Source organism: Shewanella sp. SP2S2-4 (genome assembly GCF_031932025.1).
GTDB classification, from domain to species: domain Bacteria; phylum Pseudomonadota; class Gammaproteobacteria; order Enterobacterales; family Shewanellaceae; genus Shewanella; species Shewanella baltica.
In genome coordinates, this window is record NZ_JAUOER010000009.1 from 80,089 (window position 1) to 96,701 (window position 16,613).

Here is a 16,613-nt window from a genome sequence, read left to right on the forward strand (position 1 = left end):
AGGAATATGCAAAATCGTGAACAAATCCTCGCCATGCTGACCACTATTTTAGTGGACGAATTCGAAATTGAGGCTGAGGCAATTACGCCTGAAGCCAACCTGTATGAAGAGCTCGATCTCGACAGTATTGATGCCGTCGACTTAGTGATAAAGCTGCAACAAATGACAGGTAAAAAGATCCAACCCGATGAATTTAAATCCGTTCGCACAGTTAACGATGTGGTGAATGCCATCGAAGGTTTAGTTAAAGACTAATGCGCGCCTTGCTACAGGTGTTAACCGCCCTAACCTTGCTAGCCTATCCGGTTGCCGTATATTTAGGGCTGAATTATTTGCCTGCTGGCACCATAGCGCTCGTGCTGTGTGTATTGCTGATTATGCGGTTAATGCTACAAAAGCAAAAGGTTAAGACCTTAGTATTGCCCCTGTTGGTGGGGATTGCGCTTACGGCAGGCAGTTATCTTGCCAAGCGCAGCGACTGGCTTTTGTATTACCCAGTGGTAATAAATCTGACTATGCTGGCGCCGTTCAGTTATTCACTGCACACTGGCCCATGCATGATCGAGCGTTTAGCCCGCTTGAAAGAACCCGATTTACCGGACGAAGCCATTCCATATCTTAAAAAAGTCACCCTACTTTGGTGCGGCTTATTTATCTTCAATGGCACTATGGCGGCTTATACCGCAGGCTTTACTAGCTTAGCAACCTGGACCTTGTATAACGGTTTGATTGCATACGTACTCATGGGACTGCTCCTCGGTGGGGAGTGGTTATATCGCAGCTTTTGGTTGAAGAAAACATGACACAGCTACTCAAAAACTGGTTAACCCAAGGGCCCTTTGCCCAACAACTGATCAGCTTTAATCACCACGACATAGTCACAGGTGCATTATTTACCAATCAGGTAGCGTATTTTTACGAGCAACTGCTCGCCGCGCCCGAGAAAAAATGGCTGCTCGCCAGTGATACCAGCGATCTGTTTGCCGTCGGATTATGTGCCGCACTGTTAGCAGGCAAGGAAATTATCTTGCCTCCCAACACCCAAACCGGCACCTTGAGCGAGTTAACCCACCAGTTTGAAGGCATATTATCGGACAAGCCATTGTGTGAAAGTCAGGCCTTTATTCTACTGAGAAAAGAGCTGAGCCTACCGAGCAAACCTTGGCCCGCGAGCGCGGCTATCGGCGAGTTAGTGCTCTTTACCTCTGGCAGCAGCGGCGAACCTAAGGCGATCCGTAAAACACTTGAACAGTTAGATGTCGAAGTGTCTGTGCTCGAACATACTTTTGCCGAGCATTTGCCCCATTGCAGCGTTGTATCCACGGTTTCCCACCAGCATATTTACGGTCTGTTATTCAAGATTTTGTGGCCGCTCGCCGCCAGTCGACCGTTTTTAAGCGAACAAATTGAATACCCAGAAACCCTAAGTTATTACACTGCCTTGCTGCCAAACCTGTGTTTGATCAGTAGTCCAGCCCAGTTATCGCGTCTGCCTAAAGCACTAGAGCACGAGCGGCAACTGCGCTCACCGAGCTTAGTTTTTAGCTCTGGCGGTCCATTAAGTTTTGCCGCGGCCAAAGGCGTCAACCAGTGCTTTGGTCACCTGCCCATCGAAATTTTTGGTAGCACAGAAACCGGCGGCATCGCCTATCGCCGTCAGCATGAGGCCGATGAACCTTGGCAAGTGTTTGACCGCATCTCAATAGATCAAGATCCGACCGACGGCGCCCTGCTGCTAAAATCGCCCTATTTGGCCGACGATGAATGGCTGCGCTGCGAAGATAAAATCGAACCAACCGAAAATGGCCAGTTTAGACTCAAAGGCCGACTCGATCGCATCGTTAAGATTGAAGAGAAGCGTCTGTCGCTAGCGCAAATGGAAACCCTCATGTGCAGCCACGCCTACGTTGAGCAAGCTGCACTAGTCGTGCTGCCACAGTTTAAATCCCAACTTGGCGCAGTGGTGACCTTGTCAGAACTCGGTAAAAACGTGCTGCAAGAACAGGGCAAACTCAGTATTAACAATGCCCTAAAAGCACATTTACTGACCCAATTTGAGCGCGTCACACTGCCACGCCGCTGGCGTTATCCCAATATTTTACCGCTTAACACTCAGGGTAAGCGTGTCACAGCCCAGTTAGTCGAGTTATTTGATCATGATTAAATCGAGTTTACCGCCGATCCTGCATTCCGATATCGGCATTGATAACATTGAATTACGTCTGTTAGTGGCGGCCGACCTTGAGTATTTTAACGGCCATTTCCCCGAACAAGCCGTGTTGCCGGGCGTGACGCAATTAGATTGGGCGGTGCGTTTAGGCTGCCAGCATTTCGGTTATTCAGAGGCGGTCGCTAACTTAGAAGTGCTTAAGTTTCAGCAACTCATACTGCCGGGCCAAGAAGTCACCTTAAGCATTAGCAATAATGCCGCTAAGGCAAAACTCACCTTCGCCTATCATGATGGTGAAAACCGTTACGCTTCAGGCCGTATCGCCTTTGATAGCACGCCCGTTAACAGCAAATCTGCTACCAACATTAGCGATGAGGCAAGTCAGTGCTAACGCCTCCCAGCGACCTTGTTGAGTCGGCGCAGATCAAACTCGCCTTAGTGATCCCCAATTATAATCACAGCGCCGCGATTGCCCAGACCTTGGCCGAACTCGCCCAATTTAATCTGCCCTGTTATTTAATTGATGATGGCAGCAATGACGAAACCCGTTATTTGCTGCAATCCTTAGCCCAAACCTATCCTTGGGTGACTTTGCTGCTGCATCCGTACAATCGTGGTAAAGGCGCCGCTGTGATGACAGGGCTACGCCGTGCCTACCGCGATGGCTTTAGCCATGCGCTGCAGGTCGATGCCGATGGTCAACATAATCTCGCTGATATTCCGGCTATGTTAGCAAGGGCACAAGCTAAACCCGATGCGCTGATTTCGGGTAAGCCTGAGTACGATGAATCCGTGCCTAAGGGCAGGCTCTATGGCCGTTATCTAACCCATTTTTGGGTATGGGTCGAAACCTTAAGCTTTGATATTCAAGATTCTATGTGTGGCTTTCGCGTTTATCCGCTGGCCGCCACCGAGCAATTACTGCGCCAGCAAGCCTTAACCGAGCGAATGGATTTTGATATTGAAATCCTCGTTAAACTCTACTGGCAAGGGGTTAAGATTTTATTCCAGCCGACCAAAGTCATTTATCCTGAAAACGGTGTCAGCCATTTCCAAGGGGTAGCTGACAATGTGCGTATAACTAAACTGCATACACGACTGTTTTTCGGCATGCTCAAACGCCTGCCCGGGCTGCTGAAACGCAAACAATCGCAGCAACAAGCCTATATTTCAGAGACCTCATCGAAGCCGCAAACAACTGCGACCACCCATTGGTCAGGCATGAAGGAGCGCGGCAGTTACTGGGGCATCAAACTGTTAGCCGAGAGCTATCGCTTTGGCGGCCATTGGTTGTGCCGCGCCATTATGTATCCGGTGATTTGCTATTTTTTCCTCACAGGCAAAGTCACCCGTGAAGCCTCATTAGATTTTCTGCGCCGCGTGCAAATACTTGAGCCGCAACATCCTAAGCTCAATCAGCCCGTAGGTTGGCACGATAGCCTGAATCACTTTTTAGCCTTTGGCAATGCCGCACTCGATAGAATCGATGCCTGGTGCGATCGTATCCAATTGAGCCAAGTGGATTTCCCCGACCGCCAAGTGCTGGCCGATCAGCTCGAAAGCGGCAAAGGCGCGGTGTTATTAGTGTCGCACCTTGGTAATTTAGAACTTTGCCGCGCCATTTCAATCCACCAGCGCAAAGTCAAAGTGAACGTCATGGTGCTAACTAGCCATGCGGAAAACTTCAATAAGGTGCTCAAACAGTTAAACCCAGATAGCACGCTCAATCTTATTCAAGTGACCGAGCTGAATCCTGCTACGTCTATGCTGTTGCAGCAAAAGATAGAAGACGGTGAACTGGTGGTGATTGCGGGTGATAGAACCTCATCGAATACCCAAGGCCGCGTCATGTATGCGCCGTTTATGGGCCAAGATGCCGCGTTTCCCCAAGGGCCGTTTATTTTGGCGGGCTTACTCGATTGCCCTGTGTTTTTAATGTTTTGCCTGCGGGAACAAGGTCGTTATCGGGTGCATTTAGAACGCTTCGCCGAAACACTGAAAGGCCCAAGATCGGGCAGAATGGACAGATTACAGCAGGCCGTGAACCGCTACAGCGAACGTTTAGAATACTTTGCCAGACGCGAGCCTTTGCAATGGTTTAACTTCTTCGATTTTTGGCGCAAAGACAGCGAGCTACAACGCACCCCATCGCATTTAGTACAGCCTAATCCGTTACCGACAACTTCAGCATCATCGCCGATCCCAGAGCAGGATCATAAGACAGACAGGACACAGCATTCATGAGCCACACCAAAGCAGCCGACTCCGAGAGTCAATCAGACCTACAGACTGTTGAGTTCGGCCGTCAATATCTCACATTAGAACAAGTGGTTGCCGTCGCCAAAGGCGCGCCAGTCAAGCTCTGTGATGATGCGGATTATCAAGAATATATCCAAAAAGGTGCGCGCTTTATCGATAGCCTGCTGCACGAAGAAGGCGTGGTCTATGGCGTAACCACAGGTTATGGCGACTCTTGCACAGTCAATGTGAGCTTAGATCTGGTCCACGAGTTACCACTGCATTTAACCCGCTTCCACGGCTGCGGTTTAGGCGAGACCTTAAGCATAATGCAGGCCCGCGCTGTGATGGCTTGCCGTTTAAACTCCTTAGCCATTGGCAAATCTGGCGTGACCTATGAGCTATTAAAGCGCATCGAAACCTTGCTGAATCTCAACATAGTGCCAGTGATCCCAGAGGAAGGTTCGGTCGGCGCCAGTGGTGATTTAACGCCTTTGTCGTATTTAGCCGCCGTGTTAGTCGGTGAGCGCGAAGTGATTTACCAAGGTGAGCGCCAAGCGACTCAAGATGTGTACGCTAAGCTCAACATCATCCCACATGTTCTGCGTCCAAAAGAAGGCTTAGCCCTGATGAACGGCACGGCTGTGATGACAGCTTTAGCCTGCTTAGCCTTTGATCGCGCGCAATATCTTGCTCGCTTGAGTAGTCGCATTACCGCTATGGCTTCGTTAACCCTAAAAGGCAACTCGAACCATTTTGATGAAATCTTATTTGCCGCCAAACCCCATCCAGGGCAAAACCAAATCGCCACTTGGATCCGTGAAGATTTGAATCACCACGAACATCCACGTAATTCGGATCGTCTGCAGGACAGATATTCCATCCGCTGCGCACCGCACATTATCGGCGTGTTGCAGGATGCGCTGCCGTTTATGCGTCAGTTTATCGAAACCGAAGTCAACAGCGCCAACGACAACCCGATTGTCGACGGCGAAGGCGAGCATATTCTCCACGGTGGCCATTTCTACGGCGGCCATATCGCCTTTGCGATGGATTCACTGAAAAATACTGTGGCCAACTTAGCCGATCTTATCGACCGCCAAATGGCGCTAGTGATGGACCCTAAGTTTAACAATGGCTTACCTGCTAACTTATCCGGTTCAACCGGCCCGCGCCGCGCGATTAATCATGGTTTTAAAGCGGTGCAAATTGGCGTGTCGGCTTGGACGGCAGAAGCGCTCAAGCACACTATGCCCGCCAGTGTGTTCTCACGCTCGACCGAATGCCACAACCAAGACAAAGTCAGCATGGGCACTATCGCCGCCCGCGACTGTATGCGCGTGCTGCAATTGACCGAACAAGTCGCCGCAGCTGCATTGCTCGCCATGACCCAAGGTATTGGCCTGCGTATCGCCCAAAATGAACTGGACGAAGCCTCGCTCACACCTTCATTGGCGAAAACCCTCGCCCAAGTGCGCGGTGATTTTGAGACCTTAATTGAAGATAGGCCGCTTGAAGCCGTGCTGCGCCAAACCATAGCTAAAATCCAAGCGGGCGAATGGGAAGTGTGCCGATGAAATCATTGCTCACTATCGATATGGAAATGCAAATTCCCTTCCACGATGTGGATTCCATGGGGATCACTTGGCATGGCAATTACCTGCGTTATTTCGAGATTGCTCGCTGCAAACTGCTCGATGAGCTGGGCTATAACTATCGACAGATGCAAGCATCTAACTATGCGTGGCCGATTATCGATTTGCAGATTAAGTACGTCAAAGCCAGCACCTTCGAGCAAAAAATCACAGTGCGCGCCGAGTTAGTCGAGTGGGAAAACCGCTTAAAGATCAATTATCAAATTCGCGATGTCGAAACCGGTGCGCGCATCACTAAGGGTTATACCATTCAAGCGGCGGTCGATATGAGCACCCAAGAATTGTGCTTCGTTACCCCAGATGTGTTCCGTGACAAAATCGCCACCCTGCTCGCTAAGGTGGATGACTAATGAACCCCTTGCTGACGAAGATCCCTGTACCAACAAAGTGTGCATTATTTCTCTGCTTAGCTTTTGCTTTGATAAGCAGCCTGCCACTCAAGGCCGAAGCCTTAAGTGACAAGCTTGCCACGCCCGGCGCTTATCAAGCACTCTTTAGCCAAAGTGCAGATACCACGCAACTTGTCGCCCTGAGCAAAAAACTTAACTTGGGCGAAACGGTGCGAGGCCACTTTGTGCAATCTCGGCAGTTAAAGGTGCTCAAAAAGCCGTTAATCAGCCAAGGTCAGTTTATCTTCGATCAAACCCAAGGGCTGATCTGGCAACAGATAAAACCCTTTGAATCCCTGCTGATTTTAAAAGATAAGCAACTTATTCAGCGCGATAGCCAAGGTCGAGTCCAAGTCAGCAAGGCCGATGCCTCGGCGAGCGCCGCCGCTATGGGCGATTTATTGCCCAGCCTAGTGCGCGCTATGCTCGGCGGGGATATTTCCGGTTTAAGCGAAAACTTCGAACTGCACTTCCTCAACTCAGACAAGTTAAACACAGAAAAGTTAAGCCCTGAGAAGTTAAGCCCAGAGAACTTGAGTCCAAACAGCCAATGGCAATTAGGCCTGACGCCCAAAGATCCCTTAATGAAAAAAGCCATCACCAATATGGTGTTAGAGGGTGGCGATACCTTGCAATCCCTAGTGCTGCTGAGCGCCGCGCCGAATGTGACACCACAGGATATGACCCGCATCGACTTTAGTGCGCTTTCCCAAGGAGCACTCAGCGAAACCGAATTAGCGCAGTATGCGTTAGCGCTCGAGGCGAATAAACCTTAACCATGGCCTCCAACTTCGCCGTGCGCGCCAGTCAAGCGCTAATGCAATCCCCCCCCAAGTGGCGCCTCGCCATTTGGTTGCTATTGATGCTGTCTGCAAGTCTGTGGACGCTGCAACTCTGGCAAAACGGCGCACGGGTGCAGAGCAATATCCTCGCCATGCTGCCGCATTTACAGCAAGACAAACTCACAGAGCGCGCCCTTAACCAAGTAGAAGCGACGCTCGCCGACCAAGTCTATATTGCACTTGTCGCCAAGAACGAAACCACAGCAATCGCTGCGGCAAAACTGTTGATGCAAACGCTTGAAGACGACCTTGTTGCAAGGGGTAAGCAAGGCGCGCTAACGGATATCCGCAGCGCCGATATACAGCTCGGTGAAGCGCTAGGGCAATTCTATTTTCCCCACAGATTTAAATTCCTGACAGAGCCGCAAGCTGAAGCGTTAGCCAGCCAAAATATTGAAAGTCTGATTGAGGCGGCCACGGCGCAGCTTTACAACGCATTTAGTTACGCCAATAGCAACTTGCTCGCCCAAGATCCGCTGCTGTTATTCCCAGCCAATTTACTCGCCCTCGCGCCGAGTTCAAAAGTCAGAGCCAGCCAAGGGATACTGCTCGCGAATCAAGGCGATAATGTTGCCGCTGTCGTCATGGCAAAGGGGCGAGAAAGCGCTTTTAATCCCAATGCGCAATTAGCGCAGATGACGGCATTAACCCAAGGATTGGATGCCGTTAAACAAAGCTACCCAGATATTACCGTGCTCAAAGCTGGCGCCCTGTTTCATGCCCTTGCGGCAACGCAAACGGCTAAGAGTGAAATATCGATCCTCGGCCTAGCATCCTTACTTGGTGTGATAGCCTTAGTTTGGTTGGCGTTTCGTTCTGTAATGCCGCTACTTCTGGCAATCGTCACCATTTCCAGCGGGCTCTTGCTGGCCGTGACTTTTACCTTAAGCGTATTTGGCGAGCTGCATTTACTCACCTTAGTGTTTGGCACTAGCTTGATTGGCATTGCCATCGACTACAGTTTTCATTTTTACTGCGAGCGCTTAAGCGATACTGAGCGGAGCGCAAAGGCCACAGTGGCGTATATCTTCCCCACGGTGACGCTCGCCTTTATCACCAGCGCCTTGGCTTACGTCGGCATAGGTTTAGCGCCGTTTCCCGGCATGCAGCAAGTAGCGATTTTCTGCGCCGCGGGGCTGCTTGGGGCCTATCTCACCCTCATTCTCGCCTATCCACTGTTAGCCGGCAGTCGTTTGCCCGCAGGCTCTCGCCCGTTAGCGCTCGCGGGGACTTACCTTGCCTGTCTCACTCAGTTATCGAAACGATTTACCACGCCGTTAGGCATGGGCCTATTTGCTTTAGTGATAGTTGTTTGGTGTCTGATTGGCGTAACAAAGTTAACCGTCGATGACGATATTCGCCATTTACAGCAAAGTCCTGCAAGCGTGACTGAGCCAGAAAACCAGCTACGCCAGTTACTCAGTGGCGGCACAGACAATCAATTCTTATTAGTGCGCGCACCGAATGAAGAAGCGTTGCTGCAACAGCTTGAGCGAGTGTCACCCATGCTTGATACCGCCATAACAAACCAAGAGTTAGGCAACTATGTCAGCCTCAGCCGTTATCTGCCTAGTCATCAAAAACAAGACTCGGCTTACCGCTTACAGGGCAAAATTTATCAAACTCAGCTAGAGCTAGTGCTTACAAGTCTTGGGTTGGATGAAAATCTAAAGCCAGAACTGCAAGCCGCCTATTTGGCCGCGAAAACAGAGTACATCACGCCTGCTGCATTCTTTACACTAGGGGCAGGCAAGCAACTCGCGCCGCTGTGGCTCGCGCCAAGTGAGGCTAACAGTCCAGTCAGTAATGGCGCGCTAAATGATGATGGAGCAAGCGCGGAACATGGCGCTGAGCATGGAGCAGATCAGGGTGCCGATTATGGAGCTGATTATGGTGCAATAGTCCTCCTTGGCGGCATTCAGCAAATCGATGCCCTCAAAGCGCGTTTTGCCAGTGATAAAAGCGTGCAGCTTATCGACAAGGTGGCGGACATTTCAGCCGTCATGGGCCATTACCGATTGTTAACCCTAAAGCTGTTAGCCCTTGCACTTGGCATCGCACTCTTGTTGTTTAGCCTGAATTTCGGCTTTAAAAAAGCGGCGGTTGTGGTTGCCGTGCCGGCCCTTGCGGCCTTGCTCACGCTCGCAACCTTAGGCTTAACGGGCTCACCACTGAGTCTGTTCCATGCACTGGCGCTCATTTTAGTTTTCGGGATTGGGATAGACTACAGCTTGTTTTTTGCCTCAGCCCAGAACCACGGCAAGGCAGTGATGATGGCGGTGTTTATGTCCGCCTGCTCGACCCTATTGGCCTTTGGTTTACTTGCCTTTAGCCAGACCCAAGCGATTCACTACTTTGGTTTAACCCTGTCGCTGGGCATAGGGTTTACCTTTTTACTTTCGCCGTTGATTTTGACCACAACACTGGCTTTAACCACCAATCAGCTTCTAACGACAAAAAAGTCCTGATGACTACAAGGAACGTATTTTACATGTCTACACAGGTTCACGATTTATCAACTATGCCAAATTCACTTGATGTCGATGTGGCCATTATCGGCGCAGGGCCTTCGGGCGCCATCGCTGCCAGCCTGCTACACCAGCAAGGTAAGCGCGTGCTTGTGTTAGAGAAACAGCATTTTCCTCGCTTCTCCATCGGCGAAAGTTTACTGCCCTGCTGCATGCAGTTTATCGAAGAAGCGGGCATGTTAGATGCGCTCAATGCTGCTGGATTCCAACATAAAAATGGCGCCGCCTTTCGTCGCAATGGGACTTACACCACCTTCGATTTTACCGATAAATTTACTCCTGGGCCGGGCACCACGTTTCAAGTGCAGCGCGCCAGTTTCGATAAACTGTTAGCCGATACCGCCCAAAGCCAAGGGGTCGACATCCGCTACGGCGAAACGGTCGAGGCGATCGATTTAACCGAGAACCCACGCTTAACGGTGCGCAATGAACAGGGCGAGCTTTATCAAATCAATGCCCAATATGTGCTCGACGCCAGCGGTTTTGGTCGCGTATTACCCCGCTTGCTCAACTTAGAAAGTCCATCTTGCCTGCCTCCGCGCAGCGCCATCTTTACGCATGTGGAAGACAACATCAGCGATGCTAGCTTCGATCGTAATAAGATTTTGATCAGTGTCCACCCTGAACATAAGGACATTTGGTATTGGCTTATTCCCTTTAGCAATGGCCGTTGTTCACTCGGCGTGGTGGCTGAGCCGCAGTTACTTGAGCGTTTACAGGGTTCGCTTGAGCAAAAATTGATGAGCATAGTCAATGAAGAACCAGGGCTAAAAGCCCTGCTGGCAAACGCTAAAGTGGCACAGGAATGCGCCACGCTCAAAGGTTATTCCGCCAATGTGTCACGCCTTGCGACCGGCAAGTTCGCGCTATTGGGTAATGCGGGTGAGTTCCTCGACCCGGTATTTTCCTCCGGTGTGACTATCGCCATGCAATCGGCGTCTATGGCAGCAAAATGCCTGACGAAACAACTCAATGGCGAAACGGTTGACTGGCAAGCCGATTACTCAACACCTTTGATGCAGGGCGTGAATGCCTTTCGTACCTATGTGCAAGCTTGGTATGATGGCCGCTTTCAGGACGTGATCTTCTATGAAGAACCGAACGAGCGTATCAAGCAGATGATTTGTTCTATTCTGGCGGGCTATGCTTGGGATACGAATAATCCCTTCGTTAAAGACTCGGAGCGCCGCCTGAACATGATAGTCGAACTGTGCAGAAACCCAGCCGCCACTCCAGCATTCGCAGAGGTCTAATCGCATGCTGCTAAACCTTAACGCTAAATGGCTAATCATCCCCGCGCTATTGCTCGCAAGCCTTGGGCTAACGGGCTGTAGTGAACTGCTGTTCAGGCAGACCTGTGTCGGACTCGCTAAGGATATGCGTTATTGTTTGGCACCATTGCCCCATGACTTTGCTCCCGCGACCGATAAGCCGTTGACTCAGCCAAGGATAAAGTCCACGACTGAGCCTACAACTAAGCCCGCCATCATGGCGAGTCAGCAAACCGACAGCAACACAGGCGTATCTTCTCCCCAGTCCTTTAGCCAAAAAGTCAGTATTAAAGTGGGGAAAGAGTCCCACGAACTGCTCACTCAATTGGAGTTAGAGGGCGAGCGCATGACGCTCGTGGGTTTAGCGCCACTCGGACAGGCGTTGTTTACCTTGGTTTATGATGGGAATACACTCAGCAGTGAGCAAAGTGTGCTGCTGGGCGACAATTTTAAAGCCGAGTATTTAATGGCGATGATGCAACTGATCTATTGGCCTGAGCAGAGTATTCGCGCCCATTTGGAAGGTGGTCATTTAGTGACTGGTCTTTGCGATACGGTTGAGGGAAATAAGAGCGACACGCTTGTCGATACCCGAATGAATACAATCCCCTGTCGCCAGATCTATAGCCAAGATACCTTGATCAGTAAAAGCGCCCTGCAAACCCATGTGGTGCAAATTCGTTATCAACAAAATGTCGGCGACGCCCTATGGCAAGCCCACATCAGCTTAACTATGCCACAGGCCAAGTTTGAGCTAGAAATCGAACCTATTTAACCTTTTAACACCCGCACTTCGCTGTGCCATGGTAAAAAAACGATACGCTATGATGAACAGAGTAGCCATTACACAGATTGGATTGTGTACCCCGCTAGGGCAAGATCCCCAGCAGGTTTTAGACCGCCTGATCGCGGGTGATACCAGCGCGATGCAGCGCAGTGACACACTCCTGTTCGAGCACCCAACCTTAGTTGCGCCAGTAACGGCTGCGCTGCCGGCGATTCCTGCAAAGCTCATTCAGTTCGATTGCCGCAATAACCAGTTACTCCTATGCGCGGCGCAGCAAATTGCCGCCACGATTGAACAAGCGAAACGGGATTTTGGCCATGCCCGCATTGGCGTTGTGCTAGGCACAAGCACCTCGGGGATTTCTAAAGGTGAAGCGGCCCTGAGCTATCGCAATCAACACGGCCACTTTCCGGCGGATTACCACTATTTCCAGCAGGAGCTCGGCAGCACTAGCGACTTTTTACGCCAATATTTTGAGCTAGATGGCCCTTGCTACACGATTTCAACCGCCTGTTCCTCCAGCGCAAAAGTCTTTGCCAGTGCCAAACGTTTACTCAGCGCTAACCTCTGCGACATGGTGATTGTTGGCGGTGTCGACAGTTTGTGCCAACTGACAGTCAATGGTTTTAATGCTTTGGAATCTGTGTCAAAAGGCCACTGCAATCCCTTTAGTATCAACCGTGATGGCATCAATATCGGCGAAGGCGCAGCCTTATTCGTGCTGACGGCGGGCGAGTCCGATGTCATGCTGGCTGGCATTGGCGAGTCGAGCGATGCCCATCATATTTCGGCGCCACACCCCGAAGGCGCTGGCGCAATCACCGCCATGCAAGCGGCTTTGCAAGATGCGAATATTGCGGCACAAGATATTGGTTACATTAACTTACACGGCACAGCGACACCCAAAAATGATGCGATGGAAAGCCGTGCTGTGGTTGAAGTCTTTGGCGTCAACACCCCGCCCTGCAGCTCGACCAAACCCTTAGTCGGCCATACCTTAGGTGCCGCTGGCGCGATTGAAGCCGCCTTCTGCTATTTATTGCTTTCGGCACATAATCACGGCCAAGCCCTGCCGCCCCATCAATGGGACAGACAAGTCGATCCACAGGACCCGTCCATTGCCTTAGTCGAACGCCATCAAGTCGCCGCAAAAGGCACACTTAATTATGTGATGAGTAATTCCTTCGCCTTTGGCGGCAGCAATGCCAGCCTGATTTTTTGCCGTAACGAGGCCTAAAATGATGCCCTTTATTCAATTCAATTTACCCTTTGCCGAGCAGGATATTGCCGATTTCATCCCCCACAGGGCGCCGATGATCTTGGTCGATAAGATCATCTCTTATCAACGCGATACCTTAGTTACCGAAGTCACGATCACGCCGAAAAGCCCCTATTTCGACGATAAACATCAAGCCGTACCCAATTATGTGGGTATCGAATATATGGCCCAAAGTATTGCCGCACTGGCCGGAGTAGAAGCTAAGCTGCGCAATGATAAAATCCGCGTGGGTTTTCTGTTGGGGTCGCGCAAATTAGCGCTACATGCCAAGCAATATGAACTCGGGCGCACCTATCGCACCCAGGTAAACCGCCTCTATCAAGAGGAGTCGGGATTAGCGGTATTCGATTGCCAGATTTATCTGCTGCCCGAAGCCGGAAGCGATCAAGAGAAAATCTTAGTCGCCACAGCGAATGTGAATGTGTTCCAACCCCAAGACACGCAAGCCTACCTTGATGGAAATCAAGACGCGGGCAATAGAAGCCTTGGGCACTAACTTAGACACAAATATCGAGGCAATGCTGAGACCATGCTGAGACCAAGTAATCACAGCAAACTGAATTAGCCTGTCGATAAAAAGCGTTAGATTAAGCGCCTTAGCAAGCAGCCTTTTACCATAAATACATGAAACCCCATACCGACTCCTAAAGATAAAATGGGGTGGAGAAAACAAATGAATAACAGAGTATTAGTCACAGGTTCGAGCCGCGGCATAGGTAAAGCCATTGCCCTCAAACTGGCCGCAGCAGGCTTCGATATCGCCCTGCATTACCACAGCAATCAAACGGCGGCCGATGACACTGCCACGCAAATCCGCGCGCTTGGAGTCAATGTGAGCCTGCTGAAATTTGATGTTGCCGACCGCGCGACAGTCAAAGCTGCCATCGAAGCCGATATCGAGGCCAATGGTGCCTATTACGGCGTGATCCTCAATGCCGGCATCAACCGCGATACCGCCTTTCCCGCCATGACAGAAAGCGAGTGGGACAGCGTCATCCACACTAACTTAGACGGCTTTTATAATGTGATCCATCCCTGCGTGATGCCTATGGTACAAGGCCGCAAAGGTGGACGTATCATCACTTTAGCTTCGGTATCTGGGATTGCGGGCAACCGTGGCCAAGTGAATTACAGCGCCTCCAAAGCGGGCATTATCGGCGCGACTAAGGCACTGTCATTAGAGCTGGCAAAACGCAAAATCACCGTCAACTGTATCGCCCCGGGCTTGATTGAGACCGACATGGTGGCCGATATTCCTAAGGACATGGTCGAGCAATTAGTGCCAATGCGCCGTATGGGTAAACCCAATGAAATCGCCGCCTTAGCCGCATTTTTAATGTCTGACGATGCCGCCTATATCACTCGCCAAGTGATATCGGTTAATGGAGGCATGATCTAAATGAGCGAGGGGACAAATCAAACGCGCTTGGGTAAGCGAGTGGTCATCACAGGTGTTGGTGGTATTACCGCCCTAGGCCATGATTGGCCGACCATTGCGGCGAGCCTTAAGGCGCAGAAAAACTGCGTCGTCACTATGAGTGACTGGGATAGATACGACGGACTCAACACCCGTTTAGCCGCGCCAATTACTGACTTTGAAGTGCCAAGCCATTATTCGCGCAAGAAAATTCGTTCCATGGGCAAGGTTTCCATTATGGCAACCCGCGCCAGTGAGCTTGCTTTACTCGATGCGGGGTTGTTGGATCACCCTATCGTGTCCTCGGGTGAAATGGGCATCGCCTACGGTTCATCCACGGGCAGTACCGATCCTATAACCGCCTTTGGCGATATGCTGAAAACCGGTGATATGTCGGGCGTCACCGCCACTAGCTATATCCGCATGATGGCGCACACCACAGCGGTGAACGTTGGCGTATTCTTCGGCTTAAAGGGCCGAATTCACACCACCAGCAGCGCCTGCACTTCGGGTAGCCAAGGCATAGGTTATGCCTATGAAGCTATCAAATACGGTCAGCAAACCTTAATGTTGGCGGGCGGCGGCGAAGAACTCTGCCCCACCGAAGCTGTGGTGTTCGATACCCTGTTTGCCACCAGCACTAAAAACTCGACGCCCGAACTCACGCCGCGCCCCTTTGATGCGGATCGCGATGGCCTCGTCATTGGCGAAGGGGCTTGTACGCTGGTGCTCGAAGAGCTAGAACACGCCAAGGCGCGTGGCGCAAAAATTTATGCTGAGTTAGTCGGTTTTGGCACAAATTCCGACGGTCAACACGTCACCCAACCGAATGCGCAGACCATGGAAATCGCCATCAGATTAGCCCTTAAAGATGCGCAGCTTGAGCCTAGCGCCATAGGTTATGTGAACGCCCACGGCACGGCAACGGATCGCGGTGACATCGCCGAGAGTCACGCGACCCATGCAGTTTTTGGTGCTGGTATGCCGATTTCATCCCTTAAAAGCTACACGGGCCACACCTTAGGCGCATGCGGCGCGTTAGAAGCTTGGGTGAGTATTGAGATGATGAATGCGGGCTGGTTTGCGCCAACACTCAACCTTGAGAATATCGACCCACAATGTGCCGATTTGGACTATATCCGCAACGAACTGCGCCCAATCGACACAGATTATGTGATGAGTAATAATTTCGCCTTTGGCGGCATTAATACCTCGCTGATTTTTAAACGCTGGACCAGATAACACCTAAAAACCACATAAGGACATAGCAATGAAACCACTGTTTGCAGGGATGCTGCTGAGCATCAGTTTATTAACCGCACCACTGTTTGCCAAAGAATACACAGTAGAAACCTACCAAGAAGTCTTTAAGGGCGACAACGAATTTAAGCAGAAGCAAGCCATCGAATCCTTAAGCCTTGCAGGTTTATCCGATCCTGCAATATACGACGTGCTCGAAGCTAAACTGCTTGCCTCTTTACCCCAAGCGACTGAAAAAAATGCCATCGACTATAGTGCTTGGTTAGTCAAAGGCTTAGCCTACTCGGGTAACGACAAGTACAGCGAAACCATCAACAGCATTGTAAATGGCAACTATCACAAAAAACTCAAAAAATACGCATCTCAAGCCAATGAAAACCTAGCGCAATATAAAAAGTGGAATACAATTCTTGGGGATAAAAGCCAATATGCTGCCGACCAAAGTCAGCAAAATAATGCCTTTGCCAATGCCCTACGCAGCGATGATTTAGAGTTAATGCGCCTGGCGGCTAAACGCATTATGGATGAACGTCAGTACGATGACTTTATCCTAGCCGTACTCAGTAACGAATTAAAAACGCCACGCTTAATGGCCGATGACAAACTCGCCATCGATACCTATGCCAACATGGCAAAAGCCCTAGCAAGCTCAGGCAATGCCGATTACCGCGACGTGATTGAGAATATTGCGACCACAAGTTCGAACCGAAAACTGCAAAAATACGCGGCAAGCTACCTGAAGAAATTCTACTAAACCAGCCCGTTTTACGCTTAATC

Annotated in this window: 16 protein-coding genes; all 16 read left to right on the forward strand. The window is 50.6% G+C overall.

All coding sequences use genetic code 11. From position 1 onward, the window contains the following. The first annotated feature begins 6 nt into the window (after positions 1-6). Positions 7-255, forward strand: a complete 249-nt coding sequence (locus Q4Q54_RS09310) for an acyl carrier protein (RefSeq protein ID WP_011982196.1) — start codon at positions 7-9, stop codon at positions 253-255. After that, complete coding sequence (locus Q4Q54_RS09315) at positions 255-803, forward strand: hypothetical protein (protein ID WP_311988277.1); 549 nt, start codon at positions 255-257, stop codon at positions 801-803. Before Q4Q54_RS09310 ends, Q4Q54_RS09315 begins: the two co-directional genes overlap by 1 nt. Then, positions 800-2,164 carry an AMP-binding protein gene (locus Q4Q54_RS09320; protein ID WP_311988278.1) on the forward strand — a complete coding sequence of 455 codons (1,365 nt, stop codon included), beginning with the start codon at positions 800-802 and terminating at the stop codon, positions 2,162-2,164. The genes Q4Q54_RS09315 and Q4Q54_RS09320 overlap by 4 nt, the downstream gene beginning before the upstream one ends. Beyond that, the gene (locus Q4Q54_RS09325; RefSeq protein WP_311988279.1) at positions 2,157-2,561 is read left to right on the forward strand and encodes a thioester dehydrase; all 405 of its coding nucleotides are present in this window, start codon (positions 2,157-2,159) and stop codon (positions 2,559-2,561) included. The genes Q4Q54_RS09320 and Q4Q54_RS09325 overlap by 8 nt, the downstream gene beginning before the upstream one ends. Then, positions 2,555-4,414 (forward strand): glycosyltransferase, encoded by a 1,860-nt coding sequence (locus Q4Q54_RS09330; RefSeq protein WP_311988280.1) that lies wholly within the window; start codon positions 2,555-2,557, stop codon positions 4,412-4,414. The genes Q4Q54_RS09325 and Q4Q54_RS09330 overlap by 7 nt, the downstream gene beginning before the upstream one ends. Next, on the forward strand, positions 4,411-5,985 hold the full coding sequence (locus tag Q4Q54_RS09335) for an aromatic amino acid ammonia-lyase (protein WP_311988281.1): 1,575 nt from the start codon (positions 4,411-4,413) through the stop codon (positions 5,983-5,985). The genes Q4Q54_RS09330 and Q4Q54_RS09335 overlap by 4 nt, the downstream gene beginning before the upstream one ends. Continuing rightward, positions 5,982-6,413: an acyl-CoA thioesterase gene (locus Q4Q54_RS09340; RefSeq protein ID WP_311988282.1), complete on the forward strand. Its 432-nt coding sequence runs from the start codon at positions 5,982-5,984 to the stop codon at positions 6,411-6,413. The genes Q4Q54_RS09335 and Q4Q54_RS09340 overlap by 4 nt, the downstream gene beginning before the upstream one ends. After that, on the forward strand, positions 6,413-7,228 hold the full coding sequence (locus Q4Q54_RS09345) for an outer membrane lipoprotein carrier protein LolA (protein WP_311988283.1): 816 nt from the start codon (positions 6,413-6,415) through the stop codon (positions 7,226-7,228). The genes Q4Q54_RS09340 and Q4Q54_RS09345 overlap by 1 nt, the downstream gene beginning before the upstream one ends. A gap of 2 nt (positions 7,229-7,230) precedes the next feature. Continuing rightward, complete coding sequence (locus Q4Q54_RS09350) at positions 7,231-9,762, forward strand: MMPL family transporter (protein ID WP_311988284.1); 2,532 nt, start codon at positions 7,231-7,233, stop codon at positions 9,760-9,762. Between the two features lie 23 nt (positions 9,763-9,785). Next, on the forward strand, positions 9,786-11,075 hold the full coding sequence (locus tag Q4Q54_RS09355) for an NAD(P)/FAD-dependent oxidoreductase (protein ID WP_311988285.1): 1,290 nt from the start codon (positions 9,786-9,788) through the stop codon (positions 11,073-11,075). A 4-nt stretch (positions 11,076-11,079) separates the two neighbouring features. Continuing rightward, entirely contained in the window at positions 11,080-11,868 is a 789-nt protein-coding gene (locus Q4Q54_RS09360; RefSeq protein ID WP_311988286.1) for a DUF3261 domain-containing protein, read from the forward strand. Positions 11,869-11,917: 49 nt separating this feature from the next. Further along, the gene (locus Q4Q54_RS09365) at positions 11,918-13,117 is read left to right on the forward strand and encodes a beta-ketoacyl-[acyl-carrier-protein] synthase family protein (RefSeq protein ID WP_311988287.1); all 1,200 of its coding nucleotides are present in this window, start codon (positions 11,918-11,920) and stop codon (positions 13,115-13,117) included. 1 nt (position 13,118) lies between these two features. Next, a complete protein-coding gene (locus tag Q4Q54_RS09370) occupies positions 13,119-13,655 on the forward strand; it encodes a hotdog family protein (protein WP_011982185.1) in 537 nt (178 codons plus the stop codon). Between the two features lie 177 nt (positions 13,656-13,832). Then, positions 13,833-14,558: a 3-ketoacyl-ACP reductase FabG2 gene (locus Q4Q54_RS09375; RefSeq protein ID WP_259570436.1), complete on the forward strand. Its 726-nt coding sequence runs from the start codon at positions 13,833-13,835 to the stop codon at positions 14,556-14,558. After that, positions 14,559-15,818 (forward strand): beta-ketoacyl-ACP synthase, encoded by a 1,260-nt coding sequence (locus tag Q4Q54_RS09380; protein WP_311988288.1) that lies wholly within the window; start codon positions 14,559-14,561, stop codon positions 15,816-15,818. A 28-nt stretch (positions 15,819-15,846) separates the two neighbouring features. After that, the gene (locus Q4Q54_RS09385) at positions 15,847-16,590 is read left to right on the forward strand and encodes a hypothetical protein (RefSeq protein ID WP_311988289.1); all 744 of its coding nucleotides are present in this window, start codon (positions 15,847-15,849) and stop codon (positions 16,588-16,590) included. The last annotated feature ends 23 nt before the right edge of the window (positions 16,591-16,613 follow it).

Coding starts and splice junctions, on each gene's coding strand:
- Q4Q54_RS09310 (WP_011982196.1), top strand. CDS start 7: ATGCAAAATCGTGAACAAATCCTCGCCATGCTGACCACTATTTTAGTG.
- Q4Q54_RS09315 (WP_311988277.1), top strand. CDS start 255: ATGCGCGCCTTGCTACAGGTGTTAACCGCCCTAACCTTGCTAGCCTAT.
- Q4Q54_RS09320 (WP_311988278.1), top strand. CDS start 800: ATGACACAGCTACTCAAAAACTGGTTAACCCAAGGGCCCTTTGCCCAA.
- Q4Q54_RS09325 (WP_311988279.1), top strand. CDS start 2,157: ATGATTAAATCGAGTTTACCGCCGATCCTGCATTCCGATATCGGCATT.
- Q4Q54_RS09335 (WP_311988281.1), top strand. CDS start 4,411: ATGAGCCACACCAAAGCAGCCGACTCCGAGAGTCAATCAGACCTACAG.
- Q4Q54_RS09340 (WP_311988282.1), top strand. CDS start 5,982: ATGAAATCATTGCTCACTATCGATATGGAAATGCAAATTCCCTTCCAC.
- Q4Q54_RS09345 (WP_311988283.1), top strand. CDS start 6,413: ATGAACCCCTTGCTGACGAAGATCCCTGTACCAACAAAGTGTGCATTA.
- Q4Q54_RS09350 (WP_311988284.1), top strand. CDS start 7,231: ATGGCCTCCAACTTCGCCGTGCGCGCCAGTCAAGCGCTAATGCAATCC.
- Q4Q54_RS09355 (WP_311988285.1), top strand. CDS start 9,786: ATGTCTACACAGGTTCACGATTTATCAACTATGCCAAATTCACTTGAT.
- Q4Q54_RS09360 (WP_311988286.1), top strand. CDS start 11,080: ATGCTGCTAAACCTTAACGCTAAATGGCTAATCATCCCCGCGCTATTG.
- Q4Q54_RS09365 (WP_311988287.1), top strand. CDS start 11,918: ATGATGAACAGAGTAGCCATTACACAGATTGGATTGTGTACCCCGCTA.
- Q4Q54_RS09370 (WP_011982185.1), top strand. CDS start 13,119: ATGATGCCCTTTATTCAATTCAATTTACCCTTTGCCGAGCAGGATATT.
- Q4Q54_RS09375 (WP_259570436.1), top strand. CDS start 13,833: ATGAATAACAGAGTATTAGTCACAGGTTCGAGCCGCGGCATAGGTAAA.
- Q4Q54_RS09380 (WP_311988288.1), top strand. CDS start 14,559: ATGAGCGAGGGGACAAATCAAACGCGCTTGGGTAAGCGAGTGGTCATC.
- Q4Q54_RS09385 (WP_311988289.1), top strand. CDS start 15,847: ATGAAACCACTGTTTGCAGGGATGCTGCTGAGCATCAGTTTATTAACC.